Raw genomic sequence first — 23,726 nt, 5'->3', positions numbered from 1 at the left:
TGTACTGACCGATCATGTCGCAACTTTCCCAGGCCAGCCGCGAAGCGCTGAGCGATGGCGGCGCGCTGGCCGGGCAGCTGGACAATTTCACCCCGCGCCAGGCCCAGCTGCGGCTGACCGCGGCGATCGCCGAGACCTTCGAACAACGTGACGTGCTGCTGGCCGAAGCCGGTACCGGCACCGGCAAGACTTACGCGTACCTGGTGCCGGCGCTGTTGTCCGGCCTGAAGACCATCATCTCCACCGGCACCCGCGCCCTGCAGGACCAGCTTTACCATCGCGACCTGCCGCGCGTGCGCGATGCGCTCGGGGTCGGCCTGAAATCGGCCTTGCTGAAAGGACGCGCCAATTACCTGTGCCGCTATCGCCTGCAGCAGGCCAAAGGCGAGCCGCAGATGGTCCGCGCCGCGCATGCCAGTCGCGAGCAGGCCGACCAGTTCCAGCGCATCGTCGCCTGGAGTGGCCGCACCCGCTTCGGCGACATGGCCGAGCTGTCATCGCTGGCGGAAGACTCACCGCTGCTGCCGCTGGTCACCTCCACCGTCGACAATTGCCTGGGCAGCGAATGCCCGTTCTTCGAAGAGTGCTTCGTGGTGCAGGCGCGGCAGCGCGCGCAGTCGGCCGACGTGGTGGTGGTCAACCATCACCTGCTGCTGGCCGACCTGGCGCTGAAGCAGGAAGGCTTCGGCGAAATCCTGCCGGGTGCGCAGGCATTCGTGATCGATGAGGCACACCAGCTGCCGGAACTGGCGGCCAACTTCTTCGGCGAAGGCTTCGGCATGCGGCCGCTGCAGGAACTGGCCCGTGACTGCCTGGCCGAATGCAAGGACGTCGCCGGTGCGCTGGCCGCGTTGCAGCCACCGGTGCGGGCGCTGGAGCAGGGCTTGCGCGAGCTGCGCGCCGGCCTGGAAGGCCTGCCCAACCGTGGCACCCGTGATCGTGCGCTGGCCAGGCCCGAGGTCGATGCCGCCTTCACCGGCCTGGTCGATGGCCTGGCCGATCTGCATGAATCGCTGCTGGAGCTGGCCGACGCTTCGCTGGGACTGGATGCCTGTGCGGCACGTTGCAAGGACTTGCTGGCGCGGTTGCGCCGCTGGCTGGGTGACGCACCTGCCGGGCAGGAGTTCGAGGAACCGGCCCCGGCCGAGTCCGGCGATGTGTTCTGGTACGAACTGACCGCGCGGGGCTTCCGCTGCCAGCGCACCCCGCTGGATGTATCGGCGCCGTTGCGCGAACATCGTGAGCGCTCGCATGCGGCCTGGGTGTTCACCTCGGCGACCTTGGCGGTCGGCGGCAACTTCGATCACCTGGCACTGCGCCTCGGGCTGCTGGATCCGAACACCCTGCTGCAACCGAGCCCGTTCGATTGGCCACGGCAGGCGCTCTGCTACCTGCCGGGCGGTTTGCCCGAACCCAATGCGCGCGGCTATGGCACCGCCTTGATTGCGGCCTTGATGCCGGTGCTGGAAGCGTCACAGGGCCGAGCGTTCCTGTTGTTCGCCTCGCACCGCGCGCTGCGCGAGGCCGCCGAGGCACTGCGCGATGCACCGTGGCCGTTGTTCGTCCAGGGCGAGGCACCGCGCGGGGTATTGCTGCAGCGCTTTCGCGAATCCGGCAACGGCGTGCTGCTCGGCGCGGCCAGTTTCCGCGAAGGCGTCGACGTGGTTGGCGATGCCCTGTCGGTGGTGGTCATCGACAAGCTGCCCTTCGCCGCGCCCGATGATCCGGTGTTCGAGGCGCGGCTGGATGCGATACGCCGCCAGGGCGGCAATCCATTCCGTGATGAACAACTGCCGCAGGCGGTGATTGCACTCAAGCAGGGCGTCGGCCGGCTGATCCGCAGCGAAACCGATCGCGGCGTGCTGGTCCTGTGCGATCCACGCCTGACCAGCAAATCGTATGGCCGGGTGTTCCTCGATTCGCTGCCGCCATTCACCCGCACCCGTGATCTGCAGGACGTGACCGGCTTTTTTGCGCCACAATCCCAGCCATGAAACTGCTCGCTTTCGAAACCGCTACCGAAGCCTGCGCCGTCGCCGTTTACGACGATGGCCGCGTGCTGGAACGCTTTGAGATCGCCCCGCGCCGGCATGCCGAGCTGGCATTGCCATGGGCGCAGGCGTTGCTGGATGAGGCAGGCATCCGCAAATCGCAACTGGATGCGATCGCCATCAGCAAAGGCCCGGGCGCCTTCACTGGCGTCCGCCTGGCAATTGCCATCGGCCAGGGCATCGCCCTGGCGCTGGACCGGCCGATGCTGGCGGTGTCGACGTTGGCCGCGCTGGCCTGGCCATCGAAGCAGGGTCCGGTGCTGGCCGCGATAGATGCGCGGATGGGCGAAATCTATACCGGTGCTTTCGACTGGCGCGACGGCCAGCTGCAGGCGATCAGCGCCGAGCAGGTGCTGTTGCCGGGCGCGGTCGAACTGCCCGTTCCGGCTGATGGATGGCATGGCGTGGGCAGCGGTTTTGCCGCGGTCGATGGCGTGTTGCGGCAACGCTGCCAGGCAGGTTTCGCCAGTATCGACGAAACCGCGTTGCCGCGCGCCGCCGCGGTTGCCGGGTTGGCCGCGCTGGCGTTTGCCCGCGGCGAAATACTGGCCCCGGAAAAAGTCGAACCGGCCTATCTGCGCAACAACGTGGCGTTGACTTTGGCTGAACAACAGGCGCTGCGCGCCAGCAAGGCCGCCAGCCGGGCGCTAGAATAGGCGGCAGATTCTTTCGCAGGGACTACGCCAATGCGCCAGTAATGCCGCCGTCCGCGTGACGGCCTGATCATCGCCCATCGCTCGGATGGTGCGTGGCTCGGCATACTGGAGGTTCCATGGTTGACAGCTCGCTCGCGCTGCAAGGCGTGTCGTTCTCACTGCCCGATGGCAGGACGCTTTTTTCCCATCTCGATATCGTGCTGGACCGGCAGCCAACCGCCCTGGTCGGGCGCAACGGCGTCGGCAAGAGCGTGCTCGCGCGCATTCTTGCCGGCCAGTTGTCGCCCACCAGCGGGCGCCGGCTGGCATCAGGTGTCGTCCACTACCTGCCGCAGCAGATCCACGCTGGCGCAGGCGACAACCTGGCCTCGGTGGCTGGTGTGCGGACCGTGCTGGATGCGTTGACCCGGATCGAGCACGGCAGTGTTGACGAGGCCGATTTCGAACGCGTCGGCGAGCGCTGGAACATCCGCCAGCAACTGCAGGAACTGCTGCGTGACGTGGGCCTCGGGGAGCGGTCGCCTGAGTACCCGGCGGACGCGCTCAGCGGTGGCGAACTGACCCGCCTGGCACTCGCCGGTGCCTGGCTGGCGCAGGCCGATTTCCTGATTCTCGACGAACCCAGCAATCATCTGGATCGCCGGCAACGGCAGGCGCTGTGGCGGCAGCTGCGGCAATGGAGCGGTGGCCTGCTGGTGGTCAGCCACGATCGCGAACTGTTGGGCCAGATGCAGCGCATCATCGAACTCTCGCCCGGCGGCTTGCGCAGCTACGGCGGCGATTACCGGTTCTATCGGCAGCTGCGGGATCAGGAACGGGCGCAGGCGGTGGCCGGACTTGAACGCGTCAAACAACAACGCCGGCACAGCGAACAGCAGCTGCAGGCATTGCAGGACCGCCAGCGGCGGCAACAATCGCACGCAAACCGGCAGGCCCGCCAGGCCAATCAGGCGCCGATCCTGCTGGGCGGGGCCAGGCAACGCAGCGAGCAGACCGCGGGTCGCCAGCAACGCCTGCAGCTGCAGCAGCGCGAACAGCTGGATTTGGCGGTTCGCGAGGCCGCCCGGCAGTTGCCGGACACGGTGGAACTGGCGCTGTTCGCGCCGCAACCGGCGTCAGCGGCGCAACGCCACGTGGCCGAACTCGAGCAGGTGGTGCTGGCCTACGGCCAGGGCGCACGACCGCCGTTGGACCTGGTGCTGCGCGGTTGCCAGCGCATCGGCGTGACAGGGGCCAATGGCAGCGGCAAGTCGAGCCTGCTCAAGCTGCTGGCCGGCGATGTTGCCCCAGCCAGCGGCCAGTGCCGGGTGCAGGTGGCCTGCCGTCGACTGGATCAGCAGTTGGCGGAGCTGGATCCGCTACTGACACCGCTGCAGGCATTGCAGGCGGCCAATCCACCGGCGGATCCGGCGTTGCTGCGCGGACGGCTGTCGTTGCTCGGGCTGCCGGCGGCCACGGTCGAGACACCGTTGGGCCGGTTGAGTGGGGGCGAGCGGCTGAAGACCGCGATGGCCTGCGTGCTGTATGCGGAGCAGACGCCGCAGTTGCTGCTGCTGGACGAGCCCAGCAACCATCTCGATCTCGACGCGCTGGAAGCACTCGAACAGATGCTGCGGCAATACCCCGGCGCCTTGATGGTGGTGTCCCACGACGCGGTCTTCCTCGATCAGCTGGCGCTGGACACGCGCCTGCATCTGGAGGTCGACCAGTGGCAACTGTCGCCATGGTAGATACGTCCCCGCCGGCGGTCCGCCGAGCGGCTACTCGTCGCGCACTTCGCCGCCGGGCAGGAAGTTCCAGGTCCGGGTGACATGGAGGATGTCGATGTTTTCCTCGGTCTCCGGCAACGGCGGGAACGGCTGCGCCAGTTGCACGATGCGCAGCGCGCTGGAGTCGAGCAGGGGGATGCCGCTGGAACGGATGATGCGGCTGCCTTCGACCGAGCCGTCACGGCGTACCGCCACGCTGATCACGACGCGACCGGACAGGCGCTTGCGACGCGCTTCGTCGGGATAGTTGAGATTGCCGACGCGCTCGGCGCGGTCGACCCAGGCGCGCAGGTAGTTGGCGTAGGCGTATTCGCGGGTACTGGCCGAGACGAACTTGCGCTTCGGCCGCTTGGCATACAACTCCGAGCGCAGATGGATTTCAGCGGCCAGCCGGGCCATTTCCGCATCACGCTGGATTTTCTGTTCGCCGGGCGGCAGCTTGTCCTGATCCGGCTGCGGCCGGGTATCCAGCGGCGGCACCAGGATATCGCTGTCGCGGCTGCTGATGATGCGCGACTCCGGTGGCGGCGCCGGCGCCGGTGACTGCGCGCGCAGCGGCTGCGGTGCCAGCCCGGCTTCGGTCTGCGGCACCCAGCCGGCCTGGTTGTCGCGCGGCCGCTGGGCCTTGTCGTGATCGCCGCCGCCCTGCTGGTTGGCGGCAGCGAGGAAATCGGCCTGTTGCGGGGTCAGCGGGGTCTGGGTCTGGCTGAGGATGACGTCCAGCGTCGGCACCACCGGCGCGGCATCGTCCAGGGCAAAACCCACGCCCAGGATCAACAGCCCGTACAACACCAGCGACAGCACCAGGGTTGCGCTGAGGCGCTCGTTCTCGCCGACCCTCGGCGGTACCGGCGCATCGCCGGCGGGAATGGCCTCGGCCGACATTTCAGCCCGCCAGTCGGCGCTCGATGGCGTCGAACAGCAGCCCGGCGATATTGATGCCGAACTGGCGATCGAGTTCGCGCACACCGGTCGGGCTGGTGACGTTGACTTCGGTCAGGTAGTCGCCGATCACGTCAAGGCCGACGAACAGCATCCCGCGGCGCTTCATTTCCGGGCCGACCTGGCCGGCAATCCAGCGGTCGCGATCACTCAGCGGCCGGCCTTCGCCACGGCCACCGGCGGCAAGGTTGCCGCGGAATTCGTCGCCCTGGGGTATCCGCGCCAGCGCATAGTCGACCGGCTCGCCATCGATCAGCAGGATGCGCTTGTCGCCGTCGCTGATGTCAGGCAGGAAGCGCTGGGCCATGGTCAGCCGGCCGTGGCCGATCAGGGTTTCCAGGATCACGTTCTGGTTGGCCTCGCCGGCATCGACCAGGAAGATCGACTTGCCGCCCATGCCGTCCAGCGGCTTCAGCACGGCGCGGCCATGCTCGCCGACGAAGGCCTTGAGCAGCGCCGGATCGCGGCTGACCACGGTCGGCGGGCAGCACTGCGGGAACAGCAGCGCCGCCAGCTTCTCGTTGTAGTCGCGCAGGCCCTGCGGGTCGTTGACCACCAGCGCGCCGGCCTGCTGGGCGATGCCCAGGATCTGGGTGTCGTACAGGTATTCCTCGTCGAACGGCGGGTCCTTGCGCATCAGCACCACCTGGCCGCGACCGAGGCTGATTTCGCTGGTGTCGCCCAGCTGATACCAGCTGCCGGGGTCGTCGTTGACGGTCAGGGTGGCGACCTGCGCCACCGCCCGGCCATCGCGCAGCGCCAACCGCCTCGGCACCACGTAGAGCAGCCGGTGGCCGCGCCGCTGGGCTTCCAGCAGCATCGCGAAGGTGGTGTCCTTGGCGATCTTGATCGACCCGATGGGGTCCATGATGACGACGACGTCGAGGGGCATGGCAGTAGCGGCAGTCAGGGTCCGCGCATGGTAGCAGGATGAATGCGCCGGCCCACGGGTCGCCGCCGGCGCGGATCCGCGCACAACTGCGACCGGGTTCGCAGCGCCGCTCCGGATTGGCTGCGATTGTTGCGGCGTGCTTGACAGTTTGCCACTGGATTGGGATATAAGTAACTTCGCAGCGGTGCCAGATCGTCACAGAAGCACCGCGCATGGGGAAAAACTTAATGACGCAGAATGAAGGGCAGGCCGGGGAACTGACCGGTCTCAGGGTCATGGTGATCGATGATTCGAAAACCATCCGCCGTACCGCGGAGACCTTGTTAAAACGAGAAGGTTGCGAAGTAGTGACGGCGACGGACGGGTTCGAGGCGCTTGCCAAGATTGCCGACCAGCAGCCGCAGATCATCTTCGTCGACATCATGATGCCGCGCCTGGACGGGTATCAGACCTGTGCGCTGATCAAGAACAACCAGGTCTTCAAGAGCACGCCGGTGATCATGCTTTCGTCCAAGGACGGGTTGTTCGACAAGGCGCGTGGCCGCATCGTCGGTTCCGAGCAATACCTGACAAAACCATTCACGCGCGAAGAACTGCTCGCCGCGATCCGCGCCCACGTCAGCATCTGATCGCGGGGGGCGACAGTCATGACAGGTCCATCCACAATCGATCGCAGCCGCGCAGGCGTTGAAGCGAACCCGATCCGCACGCCGTTCGACATCCTTGCCGAGTACGAGCGCCGCAGCCTGCAGCACGCGGTCGTGCTGCCGGCGCAGGAAGCCGCGCCGGACCAGTGGCGCGGGGTCGGCTACCGGGTCGGCCAGCGCCGGCTGGCATCCAATTTCGCCGAAGTGGTGGAAATCGTGGCGTTGCCGCCGATGACCCCGGTACCGGGGGCGCAGCCGTGGCTGCTGGGCATCGGCAACCTGCGTGGCAACCTGTTCCCGGTGGTCGACCTCAAGCAGTTCCTCGAGGGCGAGCGCACCGTGCTGCATGAGGGCCAGCGGGTGCTGGTCATGCGCCAGGCCGGCGGTGACGTCGCTCTGACCATCGACGAGCTGTATGGCCAGCGCAGCTTCCTGCACAGCCAGCGCACCGAGCCGGGCAGCCTGGCCGAAGGTCGCTACGCCAACTTCATCGACAGCGCGTTCCACAGTGACGAACACGACTGGGGTGTGTTCTCGCTTTCCTTGCTGGCCAGGACGCCGGAATTCAGACAGGCCGCCGGCTGACGCGTGCATTTCACGCACCAGGCACGGAATTCAAAATTTTTTCAGGGGTTGAATGATGAGTACTTCCACGGATTCTCCAACAGCTGCCAAAGTCAGCAGCTTCGGAAGCACCTTCTGGCTGGTTCTGTTGGCATTGTCGGTCATCGTGTTCGGTGCCAACACCGGTGTCGCGACCTGGCAGGGCAGCCGCCTGGCCGGCGCCAGCACCGGCGCTTCGGACATGCGCGTGCTGTCGCAGCAGCTGGCCAACCAGGCCAGGGAGGCGGTGGCTGGCAATCCCGAGACTTTCAAGGAATTCAAGACCACCAAGCAGCAGATTGACTCCACCGTTGCCGAACTGCGCAGCCGGTTTGGCAACGAAGCGGCCATCGCCGGCCCGCTCAACCAGCTCGGCGCGACCTGGGCGCCGCTGAGCAAGAGCGCTGATCAGATCATCGCCAGTGAATCGGCGGTGCTGGCGCTGTCCGGCAACGCCAACCGTTTTGCCAACCAGGTGCCGCAGCTGCAGGCACAGCTCAACGAAGTGGTGCGCGCGATGTCCGCCAGCGGCGCGCCGGCCTCGCAAATCTACAGCGCACTGCAGCAGGTGGTGCTGGCATCGACGATGGCCCGCCGGGTCACTGAAATCCGCGCCGGTGGCGTCGGTGCGGTTACCGCCGGCGACGCGCTGGGCCGCGACGCGGTGGTGTTTGGCCAGGTGATGGACGGCCTGCGCGATGGCAACGAGGCAATGGGCATCGCCGCCGTGCGCAACCCGGCCGCGCTGCAGGCACTGGCCCAGTCGCAGACCCTGTGGGAAGCGATGAAGAAGGATCTGGACGCCATCCTCGGCACCTCCAGGGATCTGTTTGCCGCGCAGTCGGCCGCTGCCGCGCTCACCGACGGCTCGACCCGCATGCTGGAAGACAGCAGCAAGCTGTTCCAGGCGTTCTCGGCTTTCGGCTCGGTGCGCGATACCCGCCTGTTCCCGAATTTCTGGCTGTCGGTCGGCTCCGGCGTACTGCTGCTGGTGTCGATCATCGGCTTGTTGTACAGCCTGTACCGCAGCCGCCAGCGCGAACAGGAAGTCCGCTACCAGGCCCAGGTCGAGTTCAACAGCCGCAACCAGCAGGCGATCATGCGGCTGCTGGACGAAATCAGCTCACTCGGTGAAGGCGATCTGACGGTCAAGGCCTCGGTGACCGAGGACATGACCGGCGCCATCGCAGACGCCATCAACTACGCCGTCGATGAGCTGCGCAACCTGGTCACCACGATCAACGACACCTCGGTGCAGGTCGCGGCCTCGACCCAGGAAACCCAGGCGACCGCGCTGCAGCTGGCCGAAGCGGCCGGCCACCAGTCCGACCAGATCAACACGGCTTCGGAGCGCATCAACGAAATCGCGGTCAGCATCGACCAGGTCTCGCGCAACTCCACCGAGTCGGCGGAAGTGGCGCAGAAGTCGGTGCTGATCGCCACCGAAGGCGCCGGCGTGGTCCGCGAGACGATCCGCGGCATGGACCAGATCCGCGACCAGATCCAGGAAACCTCCAAGCGCATCAAGCGCCTGGGCGAGTCCTCGCAGGAAATCGGCTCGGTGGTGGAACTGATCAACGACATTTCCGAACAGACCAACATCCTGGCGTTGAACGCCGCCGTGCAGGCTGCTTCGGCGGGCGAGGCCGGTCGCGGTTTCGCGGTCGTGGCCGACGAAGTGCAGCGACTGGCCGAACGTACCTCCGGTGCCACCCGCCGCATCGAATCGCTGGTGCAGACGATTCAGGCCGATACCAACGAAGCGGTCAGCTCGATGGAACAGACCACCGCCGAAGTGGTGTCCGGTGCACGCCTGGCCGAGGACGCAGGCACCGCGCTGGGCGAAATCGAGCGCGTGTCCAGCGACTTGAACGAACTGATCAAGAACATCTCCGGCGCCGCCCAGCAACAGTCGTCGGCGGCGACCGACATCACCCAGACCATGGGCGTGATCCGGCAGATTACCTCGCAGACCTCGCTGGGCGCCGGCCAGACCGCCGAGTCAATCGGTCACCTTGCCCAGCTGGCCGCCGACCTGCGTCGCTCGGTCGCTGACTTCAAACTGCCAGGCTGAGGACGGGCATTACGGATGAACGCACGTATTTCCCAGCCATCGTCGCCACCGGCGACGACCCTACTTCGCGGCAAGGTGAACCCATGAGTGCGCTGCGCGAAGCGATGAGCCATGCCGTGCTGGGCTGGGTCAAACCGGAGCTGGATGAATCGCTGCGCCAGGTGCGCAACGAAATCGAAGCCTTTGTCGAAGAACCCGCCGACACCAGTCGCATGCGTTTCTGCAGTGGCTACCTGCACCAGGTGCAGGGCACCCTGCGGATGGTCGAGCTGTATGCGCCGGCGATGGTCGCCGAGGAGCTGGAACTGCTGGCGCAGGCGCTGCAGGAACAGCAGGTGGAAGACGTCGACGCCGCCTGCGCGGTACTGATGCGCGGCGCGGTGCTGTTGCCCGATTACCTGGAACGGTTGCAGGACGGTCATCGCGACATCCCGATCGTGCTGTTGCCGCTGCTCAACGAAATCCGCGATGCGCGCGGCGCCGCCGGGCTCAACGAAAACATGCTGTTCCCGGCCGGCGCGCCCGAGCAGGATGCGCCGACCGAAGAGGAAATCGACCATGCCCGCGGCAGCCTGAGCGGGCGCAACCGCGCCCTGCTGGACACCGTTGGCAGCGCGGTCAAGGAAGAGCTGCTGCGGGTCAAGGACGCACTCGACCTGCACCTGCGCACCAGCGCCGATGCGGCCCAGCTGCACGGCCAGGTCACCGAACTGGGCAACGTCGCCGATACCCTCGGCATGATGGGGCTGGGCGTCGCCCGCGGCGTGGTCCTGCAGCAGCGTGACACCTTGCGCGATGTCGCCGAAGGCCGCCGCGCCGCCAATGAAGACACGTTGCTGGATATCGCCGGCGCGCTGCTTTATGTCGATGCCTCGCTGGATGATCAGGTCGCCCGCCTGGGCCATGCAGACGCCAGCCATGTCGAATCCGGCAGTGCCGCCGAATCGCAGGCCACGGTCGAGGTGCTGGCGCAGGAGGCGATCAACAATTTCGCCGCCGCGCGCGAGAAGTTCGTCGCCTTCATCGAGACCAACTGGAGCCACGAACAACTGGCTGACGTGCCGCGCCTGCTGGACGAAGTGTCCGGTGCGCTGCGCATGCTGGAGCTGGGGCAAGCCGCCGATTACCTGGTCGGCGTGCGCCGCTATGTCGGCAGCGAGCTGATCAACAAGAAACGCATCCCCGGTGGCCAGCAGCTGGACACCCTGGCCGACGCGATGGCCAGCCTCGAGTACTACCTGGAAGCCCTGCGCGAACGCCGGCCCAACCGCGAGGAGATCCTCGAGATCACCCGCAACAGCCTGGAAACGCTGCGCTACTGGCCGTTGCCAGACGAAGAACTGTTCACCCCGTCGGTGGCGGACCCGATGGTCGACGTCCCGGCAATCCCGGACATCCCGCCGGCCAACGATGCCGCGGATCACGCGCAGCCGGCGAGCAGCGAAACGCCGGTCGCCGATGCCAGCAGCCATCCGTTCGATCCGATTGGCTTCGAGGAAGCCGGGCAGCCGGCGCCGGACGTGGCCGCCAGTCCAGCCGAGGCCATGCCGCCAGCGCTGCAGGAAGCCAAGACGGCCGCCGATGCATTGTCATTGCAGCCGCTCGAATTCGAAGGCCAGGAAGCGGCCGCAGGCCATATGGCCGAAGCGGCCACCACGGTCGCCGATGCCACGCCGGTGGTCGCGGCGCCGACCCGCCAGGGCGCAGCGGTCGGTGGCGTCGATGGCTTTGATTCCGAATCCGGCGACATCGACGACGAAATCCGCGAGGTGTTCCTGGAGGAATTCGACGAGGAGATCGTCAACCTGCAGCGGATGCTGCCGAACTGGCGCAGCGCGCCCGAGGATCTGGAGCGCCTGCGCCCGATCCGCCGGGTGTTCCATACCCTCAAGGGCAGTGGCCGGCTGGTCGGCGCGAAGACGCTGGGCGAGTTCAGCTGGAAAGTCGAGAACATGCTCAACCGCGTGCTGGACGGCTCGCGGCCGCCGAGCGAGGCGGTGGTGGTATTGCTCGAGCAGTCCTGCGACGTGTTGCCGCAGCTCAACGCCGCCCTGCGCGGCGAAGGCACGATCAGCGCTGACCTTGAAGGACTCAAGCAGGTTGCCGACCAGCTCGCCGCCGGTGAGGAAGCCAGCTACCAGCCGGCACCGCCAGCGGCATTCGACAGCGAACCGGCGCTGGAGCTGGAAGACGAGATTCCCGCCGTCGCCTGGGACGAAGACGAGATCGAACCGGCTTCCGCATGGCAGGAGAGCACGGAAGGCACGCCGGCGTCGGTCGACGCCGTGCTGCGCGAAATCCTCGAGGTCGAAGTCGCCACCCACCTGCGCACCGTGCAGGCCTGGCTGGCCCGGGCCGACGCTGATGCGACGGTCGACGACGCACTGCTGCGCGCGCTGCACACCATGAATGGTGCATTCGCGATGGCCGATGTTCCGGAGATCACCGAGGTCACCAACCCGGCCGAACAATACGTCAAGCGCCTGCTGGCGCAATCGGCCAGCGCCGATGCCGATGGCGTGGCCGCGCTCGGCGACGTGGTGCAGGCCATCCAGGACACGATTGCCGCCCTGCAGCGGCCGATGCCGCGGGTGCCGGTGTTCGCCGATCTGTCGGCACGGCTGGCGGCGCTGAAGGATCGACTGCCCGAAGCGCGTCATTCGCAGCTGGTCAACAGCGCCCAGCAGGGCAGCTATGTCGGCGGCCTGGCCGGCACCGAAGACGCCAGCATCGATGCGGCGGCGGAACCGACGCTGCAGGTCCACGATCTCAGCCAGTATCTGGGCGAAGGTACAGCACCGCCGGCGCCAGCCAACCCGGTCAATTATTTCGAAGTCGAATACACCTTCACCCCGCGCGCGCATTCGTCAATCATCGCCGACGGCGAACAGGCAGCAGCTGCCGCCGGATTGAGCGCCGCACCGCTGGCCGATGCCCTGCGCGAAGGCCTTGACGACAACACCGGTGGCGAAGCCACGGCGCCGGAAATGCCATCGCAATCGCGGTCGGATGATGACGCGGCCGCAAGCGCGGATGCCAGCGAATCCTGGATGCAGGAAACCCCTGCGCAGGAACCACCGATGGAGGAGCCGCCGGCCGAGCAACCACCGGTGCAGGAACCCCCGGCCGAAGAACCGCCGGCGCAGGAACCCCCGGCCGAACAACCGCCAGTCGAGCAGCCGCCAGTCGAGCAGCCGCCCGCGCAGGACGCCGACGGCTTTGAACCGGCGATCAGCGACATCGCGGCCGACGCCGAAAGCGACCCCGCATCCACCGGCGCTGATCTGGTCGACGATCGGATGGTTGTCGAACGGAGCACCGATGCCGATGCCGACCTGATCACGCTTGAGCTGGACTCCGACACCCAAACATCGGATCAGGCCCCGGCCTGGGCCGATCCGGGCGCAGATCTCGACATCGAGGAAATCACCCTGGACGGCGACACCGCGCCTGTCGAGCCGACCGATGCCGACGAGGTGCCGTCGCTGCAGGATGAGGCAGTGGCTGACGGCGACGATGACAGCCGCGTGCTGGCCGACGCGGACCTCGGCGAACAGGCACCGCCGGAGCTGCTGGAAACGACGGACTGGATGCCGGCTGCCGCTACCGGCATCGACACCGATACCGACACCGATACCGATACCGATACCGATACCGACGCGGCGGGCGACACCGCGTTGCTCGCCGATGCTGGAATGGACGGTGCTGCCGACCTGCAGGCCGCGGAAGCGGAAAGCACGCAAGCGGCCGGACAATCCGCGGTGGAAGAAGCAGCGGTCGAGGAGCAATCCGACGTACAGCAGCAGGCTGATGTAGAGCAGGCTGACGTAGAGCAGGCTGACGTAGAGACCGGCGCTGATATCGAAGCGGACATCGAAGCCGAAGCGGCTGTCAGCGATGAGCTGGCCGGTGTCGATGCGGACGTCGATTCCAGCCCAGACGACGCATCAACATCGGTTACTGCCGTCGGCGATGCCGGCGTCGAGCCGATGATGGCAACGGACAGCGACGATATCGACGAGGCGAACGCCGGGGAACCGCGCGATCTCGACGAGTCCGGGCACGACGACGCAACCGACAACGGCGACGACGCACTGGATACCAGCGGACTGGATCTGGAACTGGTCGACATCTTCGTCGAAGAAGGCAACGACCTGCTGGATCATTCCGATGGCTTGCTGGCCCAGCTCAGCGAGACCCCCGATGACCGTGCCCTGCTGACCAGCCTGCAACGCGATCTGCACACCCTGAAGGGTGGTGCGCGCATGGCCGGCATCCATTCCATCGGCGACCTCGGCCATGCCATCGAGTCGATGCTGGAGGCCATCGTCGGCGACCGCATCCAGCTCGATCCGCGCGCCATGCAGTTGATGGAACGCGGTTTCGACGCACTGCACGGGATGGTGGGCCGGGTCAGCAGCCAGCGGGCCGCGCACATCCCGGCCGGAATGGTGGCCGAGTTCAATGCCCACGCGCGCGGTCTGGATGCACCGGTCGCGCCGTTGCCCGAGGCCGGCCCGGCTGCCGCCCAGGCCGACGCCGAACGCAAACTGGCACCGCTGTCGGCGCCGGTGGAGACCGACTTCGGCCAGGACGAGGAATTCTTCCCCAGCAGCCAGCAGGAACAGGTCCGGGTTCGTTCGGATCTGCTCGACCAGCTGGTCAACCACGCCGGCGAAGTGGCGATCTACCGTGCCCGCCTCGAGCAGCAGCTGGGTGCTTTCCGTGGCGCGATGTCCGAACTGGACCGCACCAACACGCGTCTGCACGATCAGCTGCGGCGTCTGGATCTGGAAACCGAGGCGCAGATCGTCGCCCGCTACCAGCGCGAGCATGAAAAACCCGATGCCACCTTCGATCCGCTGGAACTGGACCGTTTCTCGACCCTGCAACAGCTCAGCCGCGCGCTGGCCGAGTCGGCCGCCGACTTGACCGGCCTGCAGGGCGTGCTGGACGAGCTCGCGCGCCAGTACGACGGCTTGCTGCATCAGCAGTCGCGCGTCAGCTCCGAACTGCAGGATGGCCTGATGCGTGCGCGCATGGTGCCGTTCGAAGGCATCGTGCCGCGCCTGCGCCGGGTCCTGCGCCAGGCCGCCTCCGATACCGGCAAGCAGGTCAAGCTGCAGTTGTCCGGTACCCACGGCGAAATGGACCGCAACGTGCTGGAGCGGATGACCGCGCCGCTGGAACACCTGATGCGCAACTCGGTCGCGCACGGGCTGGAAACACCGCAGGCCAGGCGCGCCGCCGGCAAGCCGGCCGAAGGCAACGTCCAGGTTACGCTGCGCCGCGAAGGCTCGGAAATGGTGCTGGAAGTCACCGACGACGGTGCCGGCCTCAACCGCGATGCCATCCGCAAGCGCGCCGAACAGCGCGGTCTGCTGCAGCCCGGCGTGCAACTGGCCGACGTTGACCTGGACCGGATGATCCTCGAGTCCGGCTTCAGCACCTACGACAAGGTCAGCCAGCTGGCCGGCCGCGGCGTGGGCATGGACGTGGTCCACAACGAAGTCCGCCAGCTTGGCGGTTCGCTCGACATCCGCTCCAATCCCGGCCAGGGCGCGACCTTCACCCTGCGCCTGCCGCAGACGCTGGCGGTCACCCAGGCGGTGTTCGTGCAGATCGGCGACACCCAGTTCGCGGTGCCGGTCGCCGCGGTCAGCGGTATCGGCCGGATCAGCCGCGAACGTTTCGAAGCCGACGGCGGCGTCTACCACTACGCCGGCGAGGATTACACCCTGTACAACCTCGGTGGCCTGGTCGGGCATCCGCCAGCACGCGCCGAAGGCCAGCCGCAGGTACCACTGTTGCTGGTACGCGCCGGCGAACTGCGAGCCGCCGTCGCGGTCGATGCGGTGCTCGGCAACCGCGAAATCGTGGTCAAGCCGGTTGGTCCGCAGATTGCCTCGATTCCCGGCATCTATGGCGCCACCATCACCGGCGACGGCAGCATCGTGGTCATCCTCGACGTCGCTCCGCTGGTCCGCCGCCACCTGGCCGCGCCGCAGCAGCCGACCGGCCCCAGCGCCGCGCTGCAGCAGCGTCATGTGCCGCTGGTGATGGTGGTCGACGATTCGCTGACCATGCGCAAGGTCACCAGCCGCGTGCTGGAGCGCCACAACCTGGAAGTGATGGTGGCCCGTGACGGCGTCGAAGCGCTCGAACGCCTCGACGAACGGGTCCCGGATCTGATGCTGCTGGACATCGAAATGCCGCGCATGGACGGGTACGAGCTGGCCACGGCGATGAAGAACGACCCGCGCTTCAAGGATGTCCCGATCGTCATGATCACCTCGCGTACCGGTGACAAGCATCGCCAGCGCGCGTTCGACATCGGCGTGCAGCGCTACATGGGCAAGCCGTACCAGGAGCTGGACCTGATGCGCAACGTTTACGACCTGCTGGGGATGGCGCGTGTCCGCGATTGATAGCAAGCGGGTAGCGCTGCTGGCCCGCGCGGGTACTGCCCGCGAACAACTGCGTTTTGCCCTGCACGAGGCCGGTGCCGAGATCGTGCTCGAGGACGACCCTGCTGCAATCGACCTGCAGACCCTGCAGGACGTCTCGCCGCAGGCGGTGCTGGTGGCGCTGGAACCGGCCATCGAAGACGCCCTGGTGCGGCTGGAACCGCTGCTGCACGACGCCAGCGTGCGGGTTATTTTCGACGAGGCCGATCTGGCCGCGCGTCGCGAAGGCTGGGAAGCACAGCGCTGGGCACGGCATCTGTCGGCCAAGCTGCACGGTCATTCCGACGTGTTGCCGCCGGGTCGCGAAGAGGACACGCTGCCGGCACTGGAGCCCGGTCGCCCGCGCCAGCCCGCTCAGGAACATGTCGATGCCATGCTCGATGTGCATGTCGACGAGGCCCACGAACTGGCCCTGGACCTGCCCAGCGACGACTACAGTTTCAGCCTGCCGGCCAGCCGCGGCAACACCACCCTGGTCGATGCCGATCAGTGGTTGCGCCAGGCCAGCGCCGGTGACGAGCCGGCGCCGGCCGGGCAGGAAGTCATCAATGCGGCTTCGAGCGCGGACGAGGTTGCCGGCAGCACGCATCCGGAAACGCCTGCCGCCGCGGTTGCCGCGCCCGGCAAGTGGGAGCTGTCGCTGGAACCGCTGGAACCGGTCTCGACATCAACCGCCCGTTGCAGCGGCGCGGTGATCGCGTTCGCCGGCATCGGCGGTCCCGATGCGGTACGCAAACTGCTGGCGGCGCTGCCGCTGGACTTCGTGCGCCCGGTGTTGATCCACCTGCAGCTCGATGGCGGCCGCTATGACAACCTGGTCAAGCAGCTGGCGCGGGTAACCGAGATGCCGGTGCAGCTGGCCGAACATGGCAAGCCTGCCGAGCCCGCACACGTCTACGTGCTGCCCAACGATGTCGGTCTTGATATCAGCAACGGCGCGGTGTCTTTCCGCGAGGGCGGCGAGCTGCGCGAGGATCTGCTGCAACTGCCGCCGGCCGACAGTGCCGTGCTGCTGCTGAGTGGCAGCGACAAGGGCCTGGTTGGAACCGCCGCCAGCCTGGCCGGGCAGGGCGCACTGGTGATGGGCCAGTCGCAGGAGGGCTGCTACGACCCCGGCGCCGCGCTGGCCCTGGCCGCGCACGGCGCCAGCCTGGCCGCACCGGCCGTGATTGCCCAACGTCTCGCCGGCCACTGGTCGCGCTGAAGGAAGAAGAACCATGGCCCACTCGAATGATGAAATCCGCGGCGTACTGGTGCAGTCCGGTAGCGACCGCCTGCTGTTGCCCAATGCCACGGTCGCCGAAGTGCTGTCGCGGGCACCGGTGGTAGCGATGGAGGGCATGCCCGAGTGGCTGCCCGGCAACATCGACTGGCATGGCTGGCAGGTGCCGGTGATCGCGTTTTCGCAACTCAGCGGGCAGGGCAGTGATGTCGCCCCCGAGAAGAGCAAAATCGTGGTGCTGAAGAATCTGGATGGCGACGAGCGCCTGCCGTATTTCGCCCTGCTGACCCCGTCGTTCCCGCGTCTGGTCTCGGTACCGCGCGACGGTCTGCTGGCCGACGCGACCGAACAGGAGTTGCCGGTCGGGGTGCAGGTACGGGTGCTGCTCGGCGACGAAACCGCGGTCCTGCCCGACATGGAAACCATCCACCGGATGATCCAGCAGGCCATCGCCCAAGCCGCCTGACGGCCGCGCTATTGCCGCTGCGGCGTTGGCCGCATGCGCCTGATGCGGAACAACGCGCCGCACTCTGCACAGGCATTGGACAAAGCTGAATTGTTGCCGTGTGGCGGACGTCATTCCGCGTCCCCGCCCTGCCGCATTCACCGCCAATTGCCGCCGTCTCTGGCACGGTGAGCCATCATCCGCTGCATGGAGGTTCCCTATGAAGAACACTGCAATCCTGTTCGCCGGCATGCTGCTGGCCTCTGCCGCCCAGGCCCAGCAAGTGCAGCCTGTGGCCAGCGAGCCGCTGTCCGATATCGACGCCCAGCATCGACAGAGCACTCAGTTGCAGGGTGAAAATGGCCCCGTCACCGTGCGCTGGGGACAATCGGCGACCTTGCCGAACGCGGCTGATTACCGGGTCAGTGTCAGCGATCTGGACAACAATGGTGATGGCGTGATCAGCACCAGCGAGGTACCGCCGGGCCATGCGTTGGCGAGCGAATTCAAGCTGGTCGACGTCAACCATGATGGCCGCATCACCGCTGCCGAGTTGGCCAACTGGCACTGACCGGCAGCTGATCGCCGCACCTGCTCAACGGTTGCTTCAAGCCGGTGGCTTCAAGCCATGTCGCCGTAGTGCGACTGCAAGGCCGCAATCGCCGCCAGTCCGGCGGTCTCGGTGCGCAGGATCCGTGGCCCCAGCTGCAGGCCGCGGAACCCGGCCGCCGCCAGTGTTTCGCGGTCACGTGGCGACCAGCCACCCTCCGGGCCAATCGCGATGATGATGCCGGTGCCAGCGGGCAGCGACAGGCTGCCAAGGCGATGTTCGCCGAGCGGGTCCAGGGTCAATTTGAGCCCGGGCCCGCAGTCTTGCGCGGCACTGGCCAGTGACTGTGGCATGGACAGCTGCGGCAGCACCGCGCGACCGCTTTGTTCGCACGCCGACACCACCACGTTGCGCCAATGCTGCACGCGCTTTTCGGCGCGTTCGGCATCCAGCTTGACCTCGGTGCGCTCGGCCATCACCGGTAGCAGACGCGCTACACCGAGTTCGGTGGCCTTCTGCAGGATCAGGTCCATTTTTTCCCCGCGGGCCACCCCTTGCAGCAGGGTGATTGGCAATGTCGATTCGTTGTCGACCTGGCTGACCGCGGTGATGCGGGCGATGACCTCGCGCTTGCCGACCCGCTCCAGCACGGCGCTGTAATCGCGGCCGTCGCCGTTGAACAGCACGCAGCCATCGCCCTCGCGCAGGCGCAGGACCCGGGCCAGGTGGTTGGCATTGCTGTCCGGCAGTGCCAATACCTGGCCAGCCTGCAACGGCAGATCGACGTGGCACCGGGTCACGCGCATGCGGTGACCTCCTCGATCACGGCCAGGGTGGTCTCGGCCAGCAGTTGCAGTTGCGCATCGTCAATGCAGTAAGGCGGCATCCAGTACAGCACGTCGCCCAGCGGCCGCAGCACCACGCCGCGTTGCAGGGCGGCGCGATAGGCATGCAGGCCGACCCGCGCCGCCGCCGGGAACGGCGTGCGCTTGTCGCCGTCGCGGGTCAGCTCGAAGGCCAGCACCATGCCGGCCTGGCGGCTGTCGGCGACATGCCGGTGGCCGGCGATCGGTGCGGCCAGTTCGGCCATCCGGGCGGCGGTGCGCTGGTTGCGCTCCAGCACCTGGTCCTGCTCGAAAATGTCGAGGGTGGCATTGGCCGCCGCGCAGGCCAGCGGATTGCCGGTGTAACTGTGCGAATGCAGGAACGCGCGCTCGCGCGACTCGTCGAGGAAGCCGTCGTACAGCGCCTGCGTGGTCAGCACCGCCGCCAGTGGCAGGAAGCCACCGGTCAGGCCCTTCGACAGGCACATCAGATCCGGCATCACCCCGCTCTGCTCGCAGGCGAACAGGGTGCCGGTGCGGCCGAAGCCGGTGGCGATTTCATCGGCAATCAGGAAGATGCCATGCGCGTCGCACAACTCACGCACCCGCTTCAGGTATGCCGGGTGATGCATGCGCATGCTGCCGGCGCATTGCAAACGCGGCTCGATGATCATCGCGCAGATTTCGCCGGGATGCCGATCCAGCAGATCCGCCAGCCGGTCGGCCGCGCGCAGTGCGTAGTCCTCGGCCGACTCACCGGGCTCGGCCAGGTAGGCATCGGGTGAGGGGGTGAACAATGCTTCGGCCAGCAGCGGTGCATACACGCGCCGGTACAGCGGAATGTCGCCGACCGCCAAGGCACCGATGGTTTCACCGTGGTAGCCGTTTTCCAGGGCGACGAACTTGCGCCGGTTGTCCTCGCCGCGGTTACGGAAATAGTGGAAGGCCATCTTCAGCGCGACCTCGACCCCGGCCGAACCATTGTCGGCAAAGAACACCTTGCCCAGCGGTTCGCGACCGGCCTGCCGCGGCGCCAGCGCCAGCAACCGCTCGGCCAGCGTGATCGCCGGCTCGTGGCCGAAGCCGGCCAGCATCACGTGTTCCAGTTGACCGGCCTGGTGGGCAATGGCCGCGCCGATCCGCGGCTCGGCATGGCCGAACAGATTGACCCACCAGCTGCTGACCGCGTCGAGGTAGCGGCGGCCATCGTGACCATGCAGCCAGACCCCTTCGCCGCGTGCAATCGGCAGCAACGGCAGCGTGCCGGGATGCTCGCGCATCTGCGTGCAGGGGTGCCATAACACACGCAGATCACGCGACCGCCACTGCTCGGCCTCTGCTAGCATAGAGCGTTGATGATTCGTATTTTCCATTCCCCCATGATACCGGCCGCGTCCGCCTGCCGGATCCCGATGCGCCGTCCGCAACAGGTCGCATGAGCCGTCGCCTGCCCACCATCCACGGCATCACCGAGCGCGCCGGGCGCACCGATCACGTCGAGGAACTGGACCTGGAATTCAGCAACGGCGAACGCCGGCGCTTCCAGCGTCTGATCTCGCCGGGGCACGGCGCGGTGGTAGTGGTGCCGATGCTGGATGCCGACACCGTATTGCTGGTACGCGAATACGCCGCCGGCATGCACCGCTATGAACTGGGCCTGGTCAAGGGTCGTATCGACGCCGGCGAGACGCCGGTGCAGGCGGCCGACCGTGAGTTGCAGGAAGAAGCCGGTTACGGCGCGCGCGAATTGACCGTGCTGCGCGGGCTGAGCCTGGCGCCGACCTACATGAGCCATCTGTCATGGCTGGTGCTGGCCCAGGATCTGTACCCGCAGCGATTGCCCGGTGATGAACCCGAGGAGCTTGAAGTAGTGCCGTGGAAACTTGATCAACTTGACCAGCTGATGCTGCGCGAGGATTTTTCGGAAGGGCGTTCGCTGGCGGCCCTGTTCATTGCCCGCGAATGGTTGCGTGGCAACCATGGCTGAGATCAGCGCCGATTTGCATGAAGCGGTGCTGGTCATCGCGCGTGAGGCCGGCCAGGCCATCCTCAAGGTCTACGAGGGGGATTTCGCGGTCGAACACAAGGCCGACGAGAGCCCGTTGACCGCCGCCGACCTGGCCGCGCACCGGGTCATCAACGAAGGACTGCGCAGGTTGACCCCGCAATGGCCGGTGTTGTCGGAAGAAGCAGCCAGCATCCCGTGGGATGTCCGCAGCCGCTGGTCGACCTACTGGCTGGTCGATCCGCTGGACGGCACCCGCGAGTTCATCAAGCGCAACGGCGAGTTCACCGTCAATATCGCCCTGATCGTGCGCCACGCGCCGGTGTTCGGCGTGGTCCATGCGCCGGTGACCGACGAGACCTGGCATGCCCGCCAGGGCCGCAGCGCCTATCTGCGCACCGGCGAGGTGGATACCGTCATCCGCAGCCGCCGGCCCGCAACCGGTCCGCTGGTGGTGGCGGCCAGCCGATCGCACCGTGATGCACGGACCCAGTCGGTGCTGGAGCGGATGGGCGACATCGAGGTCATCGGCCTCGGTTCGTCGTTGAAGTTCTGCCGTATCGCCCAGGGCACGCTGGATGTGTACCCGCGCTTTGGCCCGACCAGCGAGTGGGACACCGCCGCGGCGCAATGCGTGCTGGAAGCGGCTGGCGGTGCCCTGCTGGCGCCGGATGGGCGTGCATTCCGCTACAACCGCCGCGAAACCCTGCTCAACGGCGACTTCATCGCCCTCGGTGATCCGACGCTGCCGTGGCAGCAATGGCTGGAGGCCGCCCCGCGTGCAGCATCGCGATAACCCTGCCGGCAGCAAGCGCCCGGTCGAGGCCCTGCTCGACATCATGGCCAGGCTGCGCAATCCCGACGGTGGCTGCCCGTGGGATCTGCAGCAGGATTTCGCCAGCATCGCCCCGTACACGATTGAAGAGGCCTACGAAGTCGCCGATGCGATTGATCGCGGCGACCTGGCCGATCTGAAGGACGAACTGGGCGATCTGCTGCTGCAGGTGGTGTTCCATGCACGGATGGCCGAAGAGGCGGGCGCATTCGATTTCGGCGACGTGGTCGCTGCGATCTGCGACAAGATGGTGCGCCGGCATCCGCACGTGTTCGCCGATGCCCAGGTCGATGACGCTCAGGCGCAGACCGCCAGCTGGGAGGCGATCAAGCAGGCCGAACGCGCGGCCAGCGGAAAGCAGGACGACTCGGCCTTGGCCGGCATCTCGCGCGGGCTGCCCGAATGGCAGCGTGCGCTGAAACTGCAGTCACGCGCGGCCCGGGTCGGCTTCGACTGGCCCGGCGCGGAACCGGTGATCGCCAAGCTGCACGAGGAAATCGAGGAAGTACGGGCCGAATTCGCACGCGGCCCGGTCGAGGCCAACCAGGACCGGCTGCAGGATGAAATCGGTGACCTGCTGTTTGTCGCCGCCAATCTGGCCCGCCACGCCAAGGTCGACGTCGGCGCGGCCATGCGCCACGCCAACCACAAGTTCGAACGTCGCTTCCGGGCCATGGAGCAACTGGCCAGCGACCATCAGACTGATTTGCAGTCGCTGGATCTGGCCGCGCAGGAAGCCTATTGGCAACAGGTCAAGCAACGCGAGCGCGAAGCACAAGTCGCCGCCGATTCGGATTCCACGCGCGCTGCAAGCTAGAGTGCAGATCGCTCCGTTGCCAGCCACGCAACGTCCCGCTTTGTCGCTTGAGCTGCTGGGCACGACCGCCATTCGCGGGGATGGCCAGGAGTGAAGTCCGTTGGCTGGCTGGCACGCAGCCTTGCTCTCAATCGCCTGACCACGCATGGTCGCCGATGTCCCACTCGCGATTGATAATCCCTGAACAACCGTCATCCGGGGCCGCCCCGGCATGACCCAGACCCCGCCAGGCCAGGACAATGAAAACCACGTTGCTGTTCTTCATCACCGCCCTGGCCGAAATCATCGGCTGCTATCTGCCTTATCTATGGCTGCGCAAGCAAGGCAGTGCATGGTTGCTGTTGCCGGCAGCGCTCAGCCTGATGCTGTTCGTCTGGTTGCTGAGTCTGCACCCGACGGCATCCGGACGTGTCTATGCCGCTTATGGTGGGGTTTACGTGGTCTGCGCGCTGTTGTGGCTATGGCAGGTCGATGCGGTGCCGCCTAGCCGCTGGGATTTGCTCGGCGGCGGCCTGTGCCTGCTCGGCATGCTGGTGATCATGCTGGCGCCGCGGACGACATAGCAATGGTTGGCTGCCGCCAGGATGACGATTGCGATGTTTCCCTCGTCATCCCGGCGAACGCCGGGATCCAGCCTTCGCTGGCTGCAAAGCGATAGCTGCCGGGATGACCGGATATTCGTCGCCTGGAAGTCCGGCATTCACCGGGAACGATAGGGAAGTAACCCTTGAACCGGATGGCAGCTGTTACCGGTGGCTAGACGCCTGCTGATCAGCAGGCAGGCCAGTACTGACCTGCAGAACTGATCGCTATGCGGTCTCGGCAACGGGGCTCTGATAGAACATCAGGAACGCCGCACCATTGATCAGATTGCGACGCTCCCCTCGTCATCCCGGCGAACGCCGGGATCCAGCCTCTACTGGCTGC

General features: G+C 66.7%; 17 protein-coding genes and 1 pseudogene. 14 read left to right on the top strand and 4 right to left on the bottom strand.

What is annotated here, in order from left to right; translation table 11 throughout:
• The first annotated feature begins 14 nt into the window (after positions 1 to 14).
• The 3 genes from yoaA to ABB29_RS01435 all read left to right on the top strand — a co-directional run bounded on the left by yoaA (position 15) and on the right by ABB29_RS01435 (position 4,437).
• Positions 15 to 1,994 (top strand): DNA repair helicase YoaA, encoded by a 1,980-nt coding sequence (gene yoaA, locus ABB29_RS01445; protein ID WP_057656841.1) that lies wholly within the window; start codon positions 15 to 17, stop codon positions 1,992 to 1,994.
• Positions 1,991 to 2,707 carry a tRNA (adenosine(37)-N6)-threonylcarbamoyltransferase complex dimerization subunit type 1 TsaB gene (gene tsaB / locus ABB29_RS01440; RefSeq protein ID WP_057656840.1) on the top strand — a complete coding sequence of 239 codons (717 nt, stop codon included), beginning with the start codon at positions 1,991 to 1,993 and terminating at the stop codon, positions 2,705 to 2,707. Before yoaA ends, tsaB begins: the two co-directional genes overlap by 4 nt.
• Positions 2,708 to 2,823: 116 nt before the next feature.
• On the top strand, positions 2,824 to 4,437 hold the full coding sequence (locus tag ABB29_RS01435) for an ABC-F family ATP-binding cassette domain-containing protein (protein WP_057656839.1): 1,614 nt from the start codon (positions 2,824 to 2,826) through the stop codon (positions 4,435 to 4,437).
• A gap of 30 nt (positions 4,438 to 4,467) precedes the next feature.
• Here ABB29_RS01435 and ABB29_RS01430 read toward each other — a convergent pair whose 3' ends face one another.
• Together ABB29_RS01430 and gshB are read right to left on the bottom strand one after the other, a co-directional pair.
• Positions 4,468 to 5,361: an energy transducer TonB gene (locus tag ABB29_RS01430; protein ID WP_057656838.1), complete on the bottom strand. Its 894-nt coding sequence runs from the start codon at positions 5,359 to 5,361 to the stop codon at positions 4,468 to 4,470.
• Between the two features lies 1 nt (position 5,362).
• Positions 5,363 to 6,310, bottom strand: coding sequence for a glutathione synthase (gene gshB / locus ABB29_RS01425; RefSeq protein WP_057656837.1), 948 nt, complete (start codon positions 6,308 to 6,310; stop codon positions 5,363 to 5,365).
• Positions 6,311 to 6,537: 227 nt separating this feature from the next.
• Between gshB and pilG the strand changes: the two genes are divergently transcribed.
• From pilG to ABB29_RS01390, 7 genes are all read left to right on the top strand, one after another.
• Positions 6,538 to 6,939, top strand: coding sequence for a twitching motility response regulator PilG (gene pilG / locus ABB29_RS01420; RefSeq protein WP_057656836.1), 402 nt, complete (start codon positions 6,538 to 6,540; stop codon positions 6,937 to 6,939).
• A gap of 72 nt (positions 6,940 to 7,011) precedes the next feature.
• Entirely contained in the window at positions 7,012 to 7,542 is a 531-nt protein-coding gene (locus ABB29_RS01415) for a chemotaxis protein CheW (RefSeq protein ID WP_057657104.1), read from the top strand.
• Between the two features lie 55 nt (positions 7,543 to 7,597).
• Positions 7,598 to 9,634 carry a methyl-accepting chemotaxis protein gene (locus ABB29_RS01410; protein ID WP_057656835.1) on the top strand — a complete coding sequence of 679 codons (2,037 nt, stop codon included), beginning with the start codon at positions 7,598 to 7,600 and terminating at the stop codon, positions 9,632 to 9,634.
• Between the two features lie 83 nt (positions 9,635 to 9,717).
• A complete protein-coding gene (locus tag ABB29_RS01405) occupies positions 9,718 to 16,062 on the top strand; it encodes an Hpt domain-containing protein (protein WP_057656834.1) in 6,345 nt (2,114 codons plus the stop codon).
• Positions 16,049 to 17,305 carry a chemotaxis protein CheB gene (locus ABB29_RS01400; RefSeq protein ID WP_057656833.1) on the top strand — a complete coding sequence of 419 codons (1,257 nt, stop codon included), beginning with the start codon at positions 16,049 to 16,051 and terminating at the stop codon, positions 17,303 to 17,305. Before ABB29_RS01405 ends, ABB29_RS01400 begins: the two co-directional genes overlap by 14 nt.
• A 13-nt stretch (positions 17,306 to 17,318) precedes the next feature.
• Positions 17,319 to 17,789: a chemotaxis protein CheW gene (locus ABB29_RS01395; protein WP_057656832.1), complete on the top strand. Its 471-nt coding sequence runs from the start codon at positions 17,319 to 17,321 to the stop codon at positions 17,787 to 17,789.
• Positions 17,790 to 17,988: 199 nt separating this feature from the next.
• Positions 17,989 to 18,339 carry a hypothetical protein gene (locus ABB29_RS01390; protein ID WP_057656831.1) on the top strand — a complete coding sequence of 117 codons (351 nt, stop codon included), beginning with the start codon at positions 17,989 to 17,991 and terminating at the stop codon, positions 18,337 to 18,339.
• 50 nt (positions 18,340 to 18,389) lie between these two features.
• Here ABB29_RS01390 and ABB29_RS01385 read toward each other — a convergent pair whose 3' ends face one another.
• A complete protein-coding gene (locus tag ABB29_RS01385; protein WP_057656830.1) occupies positions 18,390 to 19,124 on the bottom strand; it encodes a 16S rRNA (uracil(1498)-N(3))-methyltransferase in 735 nt (244 codons plus the stop codon).
• Complete coding sequence (gene bioA, locus ABB29_RS01380) at positions 19,115 to 20,515, bottom strand: adenosylmethionine--8-amino-7-oxononanoate transaminase (RefSeq protein WP_083487335.1); 1,401 nt, start codon at positions 20,513 to 20,515, stop codon at positions 19,115 to 19,117. The genes ABB29_RS01385 and bioA overlap by 10 nt, the downstream gene beginning before the upstream one ends.
• A gap of 62 nt (positions 20,516 to 20,577) precedes the next feature.
• Here bioA and nudE point away from each other — a divergent pair, with 62 nt between their 5' ends.
• The 4 genes and pseudogenes from nudE to ABB29_RS01360 all read left to right on the top strand — a co-directional run bounded on the left by nudE (position 20,578) and on the right by ABB29_RS01360 (position 23,362).
• Positions 20,578 to 21,129, top strand: a complete 552-nt coding sequence (gene nudE, locus ABB29_RS01375) for an ADP compounds hydrolase NudE (protein WP_057656828.1) — start codon at positions 20,578 to 20,580, stop codon at positions 21,127 to 21,129.
• On the top strand, positions 21,122 to 21,943 hold the full coding sequence (gene cysQ, locus ABB29_RS01370) for a 3'(2'),5'-bisphosphate nucleotidase CysQ (protein WP_057656827.1): 822 nt from the start codon (positions 21,122 to 21,124) through the stop codon (positions 21,941 to 21,943). Before nudE ends, cysQ begins: the two co-directional genes overlap by 8 nt.
• 43 nt (positions 21,944 to 21,986) lie before the next feature.
• Positions 21,987 to 22,796 (top strand): annotated as a pseudogene (gene mazG, locus ABB29_RS01365) (nucleoside triphosphate pyrophosphohydrolase); the annotation flags it as partial.
• Positions 22,797 to 23,038: 242 nt separating this feature from the next.
• Entirely contained in the window at positions 23,039 to 23,362 is a 324-nt protein-coding gene (locus ABB29_RS01360) for a YnfA family protein (RefSeq protein WP_057656826.1), read from the top strand.
• Positions 23,363 to 23,726: the final 364 nt, after the last annotated feature.

It is taken from the genome of Pseudoxanthomonas dokdonensis (assembly GCF_001431405.1).
In the GTDB taxonomy this organism is placed as follows: domain Bacteria; phylum Pseudomonadota; class Gammaproteobacteria; order Xanthomonadales; family Xanthomonadaceae; genus Pseudoxanthomonas_A; species Pseudoxanthomonas_A dokdonensis.
This window is presented reverse-complemented; position numbering and strand designations above follow the sequence as displayed.

Coding starts and splice junctions, on each gene's coding strand:
- bioA (WP_083487335.1), bottom strand. CDS start 20,515: ATGGAAAATACGAATCATCAACGCTCTATGCTAGCAGAGGCCGAGCAG.
- ABB29_RS01395 (WP_057656832.1), top strand. CDS start 17,319: ATGGCCCACTCGAATGATGAAATCCGCGGCGTACTGGTGCAGTCCGGT.
- ABB29_RS01360 (WP_057656826.1), top strand. CDS start 23,039: ATGAAAACCACGTTGCTGTTCTTCATCACCGCCCTGGCCGAAATCATC.
- ABB29_RS01385 (WP_057656830.1), bottom strand. CDS start 19,124: ATGCGCGTGACCCGGTGCCACGTCGATCTGCCGTTGCAGGCTGGCCAG.
- ABB29_RS01390 (WP_057656831.1), top strand. CDS start 17,989: ATGAAGAACACTGCAATCCTGTTCGCCGGCATGCTGCTGGCCTCTGCC.
- ABB29_RS01405 (WP_057656834.1), top strand. CDS start 9,718: ATGAGTGCGCTGCGCGAAGCGATGAGCCATGCCGTGCTGGGCTGGGTC.
- yoaA (WP_057656841.1), top strand. CDS start 15: ATGTCGCAACTTTCCCAGGCCAGCCGCGAAGCGCTGAGCGATGGCGGC.
- ABB29_RS01410 (WP_057656835.1), top strand. CDS start 7,598: ATGAGTACTTCCACGGATTCTCCAACAGCTGCCAAAGTCAGCAGCTTC.
- cysQ (WP_057656827.1), top strand. CDS start 21,122: ATGGCTGAGATCAGCGCCGATTTGCATGAAGCGGTGCTGGTCATCGCG.
- ABB29_RS01435 (WP_057656839.1), top strand. CDS start 2,824: ATGGTTGACAGCTCGCTCGCGCTGCAAGGCGTGTCGTTCTCACTGCCC.
- pilG (WP_057656836.1), top strand. CDS start 6,538: ATGACGCAGAATGAAGGGCAGGCCGGGGAACTGACCGGTCTCAGGGTC.
- nudE (WP_057656828.1), top strand. CDS start 20,578: ATGAGCCGTCGCCTGCCCACCATCCACGGCATCACCGAGCGCGCCGGG.
- gshB (WP_057656837.1), bottom strand. CDS start 6,310: ATGCCCCTCGACGTCGTCGTCATCATGGACCCCATCGGGTCGATCAAG.
- ABB29_RS01430 (WP_057656838.1), bottom strand. CDS start 5,361: ATGTCGGCCGAGGCCATTCCCGCCGGCGATGCGCCGGTACCGCCGAGG.
- tsaB (WP_057656840.1), top strand. CDS start 1,991: ATGAAACTGCTCGCTTTCGAAACCGCTACCGAAGCCTGCGCCGTCGCC.